We start from the raw sequence: 6,000 nt of genomic DNA on the forward strand, positions 1-6,000 counted from the left end.
GGACGACGATTCGGCTCAGTCGTCGCCGGCGGGCTTCGACTGGAGTTGAATGTAATTTTCGATACCCATGCGTTCGATCATCTCGAACTGCTTTTCGAGCTCGTCGACATGATGCTCCTCGCTTTCGAGGATATCGGCGAACAGGTCGCGGCTGACATAGTCGCGCACGCTTTCACAGTGTGCAATTGCGTCCTTGAGCAGCGGGATCGCTTCTTCCTCGACCGCGAGGTCGGCCTTGAGGATTTCTTCGACCGTCTCGCCGACGCGCAGGCGCCCGAGCAGCTGGAAATTGGGGAGGCCACCAAGAAAGAGAATGCGGTCGGCGAGCTTGTCGGCATGCTTCATCTCGTCGATCGACTCTGCGCGTTCGAACGCGGCAAGGCGCGCGACGCCCCAATTGTCGAGCATGCGATAGTGCAGCCAATATTGGTTGATCGCGGTCAGTTCGTTCTTGAGCGCCTCGTTGAGGAAATCGATGACTTTTTCGTCGCCCTTCATGGTGTCTATCCTGTCATTTCTGTCTTGGAATGGAGTGGGCGCATTATAGGCGTCCCGACCCCATCAGGCCAAGGTCAAAACGGCGGAAAACCAAGAAAAATCAGGCGGTCGCGGCGGCTTCGCTGATGATATTGCGAGCGAATGACAGGCATTGTCCGCACTTGGGTTTGCGACCCAATTGCGCGTAGGCCGCCTTGGCACACCGCAATTGGCCGCTCCGCGCGACATCGCGCAGCTGGCTTTCCCTTATTGCGTTGCAGACACAGACAACCATGTGCGAATCCTTCTCAACAAGACTCATTTAGGGCTAGTGCGAGAGATTCGCAACAGGAAAGATGCGAGTGGTTCGCAACGCGATCTGCGACTTTTTCGCCGTTGCGGCCCTTGCTCGAAAAGTGATTCGCGGGCATAGGCGCGCCCATCTTCCTGCCCCGCAAAGCAAAGGTCCGCCCTCCATGAAAGTGAATGTCTATGTGACGCTCAAGCCGGGGGTGCTCGACCCGCAGGGCAAGGCGATCCATCATGCGCTCGAGGGCCTTGGTTTCGGCGGCGTTTCGGACGTCCGCGCGGGCCGCTTCATCGAACTCGACGTCGCCGATGACACGAGCGACGCCGATCTCGACGCGATGTGCGCGAAGCTGCTCGCCAATACGGTGATCGAAAACTACCGCATCGAACGCCCGTAAGAAGGACCGCCGCCATGAAGACCGCCGTCATTGTCTTTCCAGGTTCCAACTGCGACCGCGACATGGCGGTCGCGCTCGAGCAGGTCACGGGCAAGGCCCCCGCGATGGTATGGCACCGCGAAACCGCGCTGCCCGACCGCACCGACTTCATCGCGCTTCCCGGTGGCTTTTCCTATGGGGATTATCTGCGTTCGGGCGCGATGGCGGCGCGCTCGCCGATCCTGCGCGCGGTGTCGGACGCCGCGGGCCGCGGCGTGCCGGTGCTCGGCGTGTGCAACGGGTTCCAGGTGTTGACCGAGGCGCAGCTGCTGCCCGGCGCCTTGATGCGCAACGCGGGACTGAACTTCGTGTGCCGCACCGTGCCGCTGACGGTCGAGAACAGCCAGTCGCTGTTCACCGCCAGCTACAATGCGGGCGAGACGATCGACATTCCCGTCGCGCATCACGACGGCAATTATTTCGCCGACGCGGAAACGCTCGACCGGATCGAGGGCGAGGGGCGCGTCGCTTTTCGTTACGCCGACGGCGTCAACGGATCGGCACGCGATATCGCGGGCGTACTCAACGATGCGGGCAATGTGCTCGGCATGATGCCGCACCCCGAACGCGCGATCGACCGCGCGCATGGCGGCACCGACGGACTACGCCTCTTCGAGGCCGCGCTCGGCGTCCTCGCCTGACGGCTCGTCCGGCGCTGAATCCTTCGTTTTCGCCGCCGGCTGCAACCATCGGCCGACGAGCATCAGTACCGTCGGCCAGAACATCGTGTTCCAGATGTCGTGCCAGTGCGCGGCATCGGGCTGGATCGTCGACCGGCTATATTCGGCGGTCATATCGAGCCACTCGCCGCCGCACGCCATCGCCAGCACCGCCAGCCACGCCACCAACCACCCGCCGCGCCGGCGCCAGACGAGCCGCACGATCAGGAACAGCGTCAGACCGAAATAGACGTGCAGCGTATCCTTGCTGAGATGCGCCGTGGTAACGAGCCACAGCTTCTGTTCCTGGAACAGCGCGGCGAGATGGACGAGATTCATGGGAGTCGGGAGATCCTGATCAAACCTTGGCGGCGAACGGGTTGAAATTGGTGCCTTGGTCGAACACGTCGACACCTTCGCGCCGCTTCAACGTGCCAACGACGACATAGGTTACCGGCGTCAGCGCAGCCTCCCACGCGGTCTTGATCAGCCATTGCGACAGCACGACCTCGTAAAGCTGTTCGGGCGGCCAGCCGGCAAGCCCGTAAAAGGCGAGCGGGTAGAAAATCAGGCTGTCGAGACCCTGGCCGACGACCGTCGATCCGATCGTGCGCGTCCATAATTGCTTGCCGCCGGTCCACAGCTTCATGCGCGCCAGAACATAGCTGTTGGCGAATTCTCCGACGCAAAAGGCGGCCATCGAAGCAATGACGATGCGCCAGCTGTTGCCGAAGACGAATTCGTAGCTTTCCTGCCCCGGCCATCCGTCGGCGGGCGGCAGTGCGACGACGATCCCCGCCATGAACGCCATGAAGGCGAGCGCAGCAAAGCCCGTCCAGATGACGCGCCGGGCGCGGGCATAGCCATAGACCTCGGTCAGCACGTCGCCGATGATATAGCTGATCGGAAAAAAGAGGACGCCGGCGCCGAACGCCCATTGGGTGCCATCCGGCAGCACGACATAGCTCGGCTTGGAGGCGCCGATGATATTCGACAGCAGGAGGATCGCGACGAAGGCCGCCATCAGCAGGTCGTAATAACGGAAATGCCGCACGCTGGCGGCGGCGACCTGAACCGGCCGGTTCGTCGGGGAAGGGGCGTCTGTCATCGATGCGCTGCTTAACGCGCTTTGCAGCCCGCGCAAACCACGCTATTCGCGGCCCCCGCAGCCTTTGCGTACGCGCCCGTAGCTCAGCTGGATAGAGCACCCGCCTTCTAAGCGGGTGGCCGCAGGTTCGAATCCTGCCGGGCGCGCCACAAGCATTATTTCAGCACGCATTCGCGTCACTTTCATCTAGGTTAGACAAATCAGGGTCCACGCGGGTAGCCAAAACTCGCATTGCTTCATCAGCCATACGCTCCTGTTCGGCCTCGCGGGTATAGCGGGCAACCTCGGCGTCGCTGCTGTGGCCGGTGATGGATTTTATGAGCTGGTTCGACAGTCCCATCTCTGCCATCCGGCGCGATGCGGCCTTGCGTAGGCCGTGCATCGCATAGCCCTCGATCCCCGCATCGCGACAAGCGCGCATGAACCACATGCCGAAGCTGTTGTTGGTCGCGTATGGCGTCCCGCGAGGCCCAATGATGAAGGCCAGATGCCCCGATGCCGTTGCGTCGACGCCCGCGATGCCGGAGTGGAGCAGGGCGTCACGACCGAACGCGCGCAGACCCAAGCCGAGGCAATCGAGAAAGTGGAGACAGCCAATGAAACGCGCACCGGTGTTCGCGACCCTCGTTCCCGCGCTGCTTATGACGAGTGCGTGCGGTCAGCACGAAACCCTGCGAACTGTCAGCGATTTATGCCTCAATGACCGAGAGGTGAAATACTCGGTCGACGCAACGCCGGGGCAGGACGACCTTGGGAATCAGTATGACACCGACGAGACGGTCAAAGACCTGATCGAGCATAACGCGGTGCTGCGGCGATTATGCTCTGGTTCCCGCTCATGGGGTCGAACCACCGTTTCCGCAGTCAAAGCGCGGCGTCCTGCCTTTGGACGAAGCGGGATTGGCATCGGTGGTAGGAATCGAACCCACGTCTTCGGGATTGGAAGCCGCTGCTCTGCCATTGAGCTACACCGACACGATGGTCAGCGCGACGAGGAAATGGGCGACACATTCATATCCAAAAAATGTAGTGCCGACCGGCATTCGCGCTGACCTGTAAACTGGTCAGGGGGACAGGATTTGAACCTGCGGCCTCTCGGTCCCAAGCCGAGCGCTCTACCGCCTGAGCGGGGTAGCGCGTACGCTTACCCTCGCCAGCTTTCGCTAGCGGGTCGCGGTCGTTGAAGGCGGAACGTCGAGTTCATGCCGAGCCTCATGCCAGAGTCACGATATGTTCGCAAGCGTTTCTTGTCCGCTGCCGGCGGGCGGGCGCCTTGAGATTGCGCGATGCCGGATTAAAGCGACCAAGTAGCTGAACGACAAGAAACTTGCCGTCTGCCGGACCCTCAATTATACCCCGCCGCCATGTCAATTCCCATGCCCGGTTTTGTGACCGAATCGATATACGCGGCCCGCGCGTGGCTGAACAACAGGGTTGATGCCCGCTGGTCTAACGACCCCTTCGGCAAAGCCCCGCGCGGTACGCCGGACGAGTATCAGGCGCTATTCGAAAAGGCGCGGCTCAACGAGTTTCCAGCGGTCGATGCGGTGGAGAAAGAGACCGGCTTCGCGATTGATCGCGCATGGCTCGACGACCTCGCGCTTCATACGCAGATCGTGAAGAAGAAATCGGACCTGGCTTATCCGCACGGCCGGCTGCTCTATTCCTTGGTGCGCAAATATATCTCCGACAGCGGCGAGACCTTCGTGACGATCCTCGAAACCGGGACGGCGCGCGGCTTTTCCGCCTTGTGCATGGCGAAGGCTATTCAAGACGCCGGGATCGCGGGACGTGTCGTCACCTTCGACGTGCTGCCCCACCTGAAGAAGCAATATTGGAACTGCATCGACGATGGCGAGGGCAAGAATACCCGCGCGGAATTGCTGAGCCGCTGGCCCGAACTTACCCGCATGATCACCTTCGTCCATGGCGATACGTTGATGATGCTGCCCCGAATCGGACACGAACGGGTCAACTTCGCGTTTCTCGACGCGCAGCACATCAAGAGCTCGGTCCTCAACGAGTTTCAGGCCGTCACCCGCCGCCAGCAACCGGGGGACGTGATATTCTTCGATGACGTTACGCCGAAAAGCTATCCGGGCGTCGTCGCGGCGGTGAGCGAGATCGAGCAGGCTGGCGATTATGCGCTACAGCGGCTCACCATATCCGACCAGCGCGCCTACGCATGGGGCGCCAAGGTCCGCTAGTCCCTATCTTTCCGGCGATATTTTCGCCGCCGACGCTGTTTCAGGTACTTCGGCAAGATGTAGAGCGCGGCCCATATGCTGATAGTCGTGAGCGCGAAAAGTATGATTGCGTTAAGAATCATGACACTATCTTTCACACGCCCCGCGCGTCCGATAGTGGATATTGAAAGGGTCCGCAATCGCCTGATTTACTCCCCCTTGGGCTGACGCAATGCCGGAATGAGCCTAGTGATATGGTCGTTCCACAGCCAGACGACCAGCGCCAGATCGGGGAATAGCAGCCTGAACCAGAAGCGCATGATTGGCGGGAGCGGAACCCAAGAAGGGCCGGAACCTAGCAGCGCGTAGGCAATGCCGACGATGAGCGTTATGCGCAGCCAAAGCCGGGATGACATCCCGCCACGTCCGCAGGGCATCCACTGAAATGGAAAGCAGCTCACGGATCTGGCTTTGGGTGAAACGCATTTGCTCGCATTAGTGGGGAACGCTGCCCATATCAATCCGGGACAGACCCCGCGTTAGTATTCTTTTTGTTCCGCAGGGGCTGGCAATCAAATTGCGCTACTGCCCATTTGAAGTCGTCCGAAGCACACTTTCCGGAACGTGCAACCTAGCGGCCACTGAAGAGGTCGCCTGAACGAAGGTCAGCTTAGCCGCTCTTCAAACCGAGTCTGGACAGTCTCCAAGGTCCAACATAGCAGACATCTACCTAGGCCGTGTTGACAAAAGACTTCAGCCATAGCCGCGTGGCGGCGAGGTTGAGGAAGCTCTCGAACGAGAGAAGTGTCTTGTCGTATCGGGTG

8 protein-coding genes and 3 tRNA genes are annotated in these 6,000 nt (G+C 60.7%); 4 read left to right on the forward strand and 7 right to left on the reverse strand.

Annotation, left to right across the window (positions count from 1 at the left end):
* Positions 1–15: 15 nt before the first annotated feature.
* On the reverse strand, positions 16–498 hold the full coding sequence (gene bfr, locus HDC35_RS18590; protein WP_184648881.1) for a bacterioferritin: 483 nt from the start codon (positions 496–498) through the stop codon (positions 16–18).
* 100 nt (positions 499–598) lie between these two features.
* Complete coding sequence (locus tag HDC35_RS18595) at positions 599–772, reverse strand: bacterioferritin-associated ferredoxin (protein WP_184648882.1); 174 nt, start codon at positions 770–772, stop codon at positions 599–601.
* Between the two features lie 181 nt (positions 773–953).
* On the opposite strand from HDC35_RS18595, the gene purS reads away from it, so the two are divergent.
* Both purS and purQ read left to right on the forward strand, forming a co-directional pair.
* Positions 954–1,184, forward strand: a complete 231-nt coding sequence (purS, locus tag HDC35_RS18600; protein ID WP_184648883.1) for a phosphoribosylformylglycinamidine synthase subunit PurS — start codon at positions 954–956, stop codon at positions 1,182–1,184.
* A gap of 14 nt (positions 1,185–1,198) precedes the next feature.
* Positions 1,199–1,864 (forward strand): phosphoribosylformylglycinamidine synthase subunit PurQ, encoded by a 666-nt coding sequence (gene purQ / locus HDC35_RS18605; protein ID WP_184648884.1) that lies wholly within the window; start codon positions 1,199–1,201, stop codon positions 1,862–1,864.
* Here purQ and HDC35_RS18610 read toward each other — a convergent pair.
* Both HDC35_RS18610 and HDC35_RS18615 read right to left on the reverse strand, forming a co-directional pair.
* Positions 1,826–2,221 (reverse strand): hypothetical protein, encoded by a 396-nt coding sequence (locus HDC35_RS18610; protein ID WP_184648885.1) that lies wholly within the window; start codon positions 2,219–2,221, stop codon positions 1,826–1,828. The genes purQ and HDC35_RS18610 overlap by 39 nt on opposite strands.
* A gap of 19 nt (positions 2,222–2,240) precedes the next feature.
* The gene (locus HDC35_RS18615) at positions 2,241–2,990 is read right to left on the reverse strand and encodes a queuosine precursor transporter (protein WP_184648886.1); all 750 of its coding nucleotides are present in this window, start codon (positions 2,988–2,990) and stop codon (positions 2,241–2,243) included.
* 72 nt (positions 2,991–3,062) lie between these two features.
* Here HDC35_RS18615 and HDC35_RS18620 point away from each other — a divergent pair.
* Positions 3,063–3,139: transfer RNA gene (locus HDC35_RS18620), tRNA-Arg, on the forward strand.
* Positions 3,140–3,150: 11 nt separating this feature from the next.
* Here the strand turns inward: HDC35_RS18620 and HDC35_RS18625 are convergent.
* From HDC35_RS18625 to HDC35_RS18635, 3 genes are all read right to left on the reverse strand, one after another.
* Positions 3,151–3,555: a tyrosine-type recombinase/integrase gene (locus HDC35_RS18625; protein WP_260397833.1), complete on the reverse strand. Its 405-nt coding sequence runs from the start codon at positions 3,553–3,555 to the stop codon at positions 3,151–3,153.
* A 261-nt stretch (positions 3,556–3,816) separates the two neighbouring features.
* Positions 3,817–3,890 (reverse strand) — tRNA-Gln (locus HDC35_RS18630).
* A gap of 1 nt (position 3,891) precedes the next feature.
* Positions 3,892–3,965 (reverse strand) — tRNA-Trp (locus HDC35_RS18635).
* Between the two features lie 413 nt (positions 3,966–4,378).
* Here HDC35_RS18635 and HDC35_RS18640 point away from each other — a divergent pair.
* Complete coding sequence (locus tag HDC35_RS18640) at positions 4,379–5,197, forward strand: O-methyltransferase (protein ID WP_184648887.1); 819 nt, start codon at positions 4,379–4,381, stop codon at positions 5,195–5,197.
* Positions 5,198–6,000 lie beyond the last annotated feature (803 nt).

Source organism: Sphingopyxis sp. JAI128, assembly GCF_014207235.1.
Classification (GTDB): Bacteria; Pseudomonadota; Alphaproteobacteria; order Sphingomonadales; family Sphingomonadaceae; genus Sphingopyxis.